This window comes from Paenibacillus mesotrionivorans (assembly GCF_046098205.1).
Lineage (GTDB): Bacteria > Bacillota > Bacilli > Paenibacillales > NBRC-103111 > Paenibacillus_AR > Paenibacillus_AR mesotrionivorans.
In genome coordinates this window covers 1-2036 of sequence record NZ_JBJURJ010000033.1, presented here as the reverse complement: position 1 = coordinate 2036, position 2036 = coordinate 1, and the positions used below count along the sequence as shown (strand labels likewise).

3 protein-coding genes and 1 tRNA gene are annotated in these 2036 nt (G+C 40.4%); 2 read left to right on the top strand and 2 right to left on the bottom strand.

The window, feature by feature from the left end; all coding sequences use genetic code 11:
• Positions 1-380, top strand: a 380-nt coding sequence (locus ACI1P1_RS29670; RefSeq protein WP_416220218.1) for a hypothetical protein, incomplete at its 5' end; no start/stop codon positions are given.
• On the opposite strand, the gene ACI1P1_RS29665 is transcribed toward ACI1P1_RS29670, so the two are convergent.
• Entirely contained in the window at positions 348-851 is a 504-nt protein-coding gene (locus tag ACI1P1_RS29665; protein WP_416220217.1) for a DUF6790 family protein, read from the bottom strand. The genes ACI1P1_RS29670 and ACI1P1_RS29665 overlap by 33 nt on opposite strands.
• Before the next feature lie 225 nt (positions 852-1076).
• Between ACI1P1_RS29665 and ACI1P1_RS29660 the strand changes: the two genes are divergently transcribed.
• Positions 1077-1709: a TetR/AcrR family transcriptional regulator gene (locus tag ACI1P1_RS29660; RefSeq protein ID WP_416220215.1), complete on the top strand. Its 633-nt coding sequence runs from the start codon at positions 1077-1079 to the stop codon at positions 1707-1709.
• A 155-nt stretch (positions 1710-1864) separates the two neighbouring features.
• Here ACI1P1_RS29660 and ACI1P1_RS29655 read toward each other — a convergent pair.
• Positions 1865-1949 (bottom strand) — tRNA-Leu (locus tag ACI1P1_RS29655).
• Positions 1950-2036: the final 87 nt, after the last annotated feature.

Genomic DNA, 2036 nt, shown 5'->3' with positions numbered 1-2036 from the left:
GAAATGGGTGGTGGTCACTTTCCATTTTAACCTACGACAGTAGCAATTTGGAGGGCTGCCCTTTGTTTACGTTCATCATAGCTAGAACAGAAAAAGGGGGGCGAACGGAGGATATAACGTTGCTGAGATTCGTTACAAAAACCGTAGCCATTGTTAAAAAAACCGGAGCTAACGAAGTCGCCTGGGGTCCACTGGAACCTGAATCCAGCGCGTCTGCCAATTCCGCCACGATTGCATATGAAGTTAGAGTGGAAGGTTGGATCAAAAAAAGTGCCTATATTACGCGAAATGGTAATGGGTCACCATTCACCTGGTGGCGAAAAAACTGCATGAACGAATCCCTTCTTTTATTTCGAGCAAATCCACAAAAAAATCCATGATAGCGGCATCAATAAATCCGGAATTGAAGTTATTGCATTGTGAGGATGGATATTTTTATTAACGACCATTTCCCGTATATGGTTAATGCCGGCTAAAATAAATAATGGTGTTACAAGGACAATTGTTGCAAGCCAGAATTCCTTGCCGTACCAAATGCACATGATTCCAGCAATGGCAAAACCAAGTTCAGCATAACCAAGCTCCTTCTGAAATGGACTGCCTTTACTCCAGCCTATTTGATCGGCAATCATGTCAGATTTAAAGACATGTCCCCAGAATCCGATTAATCCCGAAAGTGAAATGGATACCGTTAATTGATAAAACAAAAGGTTAGTACAAAATTCTTTGAACGTATCTATATTGGGATTGAAAATTGCTGTAATTAAACCGATAGCAAGACCCGCCACCCACGTTAATATAAAAATCATCTTTCTTCGTCCACTTCCTTTTTTTCTGTTTTTGTTTTTCATATTAAACCTTATTATAACGCGAGTAATTACTCATATTAGTTATGTTATTCTCTTACCCTTTATTTGTCAACGGAAATATGAGTAATTACTTATGTTTTTGTTGACAAAATAGGTTCAGCATCCTACCATAAATTATGGAACTCTTAACCTTGTCATAACCAGGGACAAAAATGCTCGGCTTTGGGGGCAGTTCCATATCTAAATGCTCAACAGGAGTGGATGGAAATGATGCCTAAAAACCTGGCAAAACCAAATAAATCAATCCGTAAACCGAAACAATTACGAAGCATCGGCATGAAAGACAAAATACTCAGTTCCGCTCTTCAGTTGTTTTGTGAGAAAGGATACTATAACACTACAACGAATGAAATTGCTCAGAGAGCAGAAGTTTCAATCGGAAGCCTCTATTCTTACTTTAAGGACAAGGACACCATTTTTCTGGAAGTACTGGACAGATATCACGACAAATTTGCGTTGGCTAAAAATGAAGTCACCAGTAACCTTGACCTATTAAAAACAGACAACAAAGCATGGCTACGTGCTCTTATCGAAAATCTTATTAAAGTACATGAAGAATCCAAGGAGCTGAACCGGGAATTAAATGTACTATCTTATTATAATCCAAAGGTTGCTGAAGTCCTGGAGGAACAAAAAAGACACACCTTGCAGGCAACCATCGGTTATTTTATACAGCTAAAAAATGATCTTAAATCAGAAGATATAGAAGCAGCTGCAATTGCCACCTTTGACCTGATTTCAGCAACTGTTGACAGAATTGTTTTCGGGAAAAATGAAATGAATAGAGAAAGATTGATAAATGCAACAATAGATATTGTTTATAAGTATTTTGCAACATAAAAACAAATGAAAAACCACATAATGCCCCAAGGCCGCTTGGCTCTGGGGCATTATACTTCATTTTATTAAGCGCCCAATCCTGCAGGGTATGAAAAAGAGGCTATCCCCCAGTCATCTTCATGACCTTCGGGACAGCCTCTTCTGCAGTGCTTTAGTGCGGTCGAGAGGACTCGAACCTCCACGGAGTATTAGTCCACTGGAACCTGAATCCAGCGCGTCTGCCAATTCCGCCACGACCGCATATGAAGTTAAAATGGCGGAGCCGACGAGATTCGAACTCGCGGTCTCCTGCGTGACAGGCAGGCATGTTAGGCCTCTACACCACGG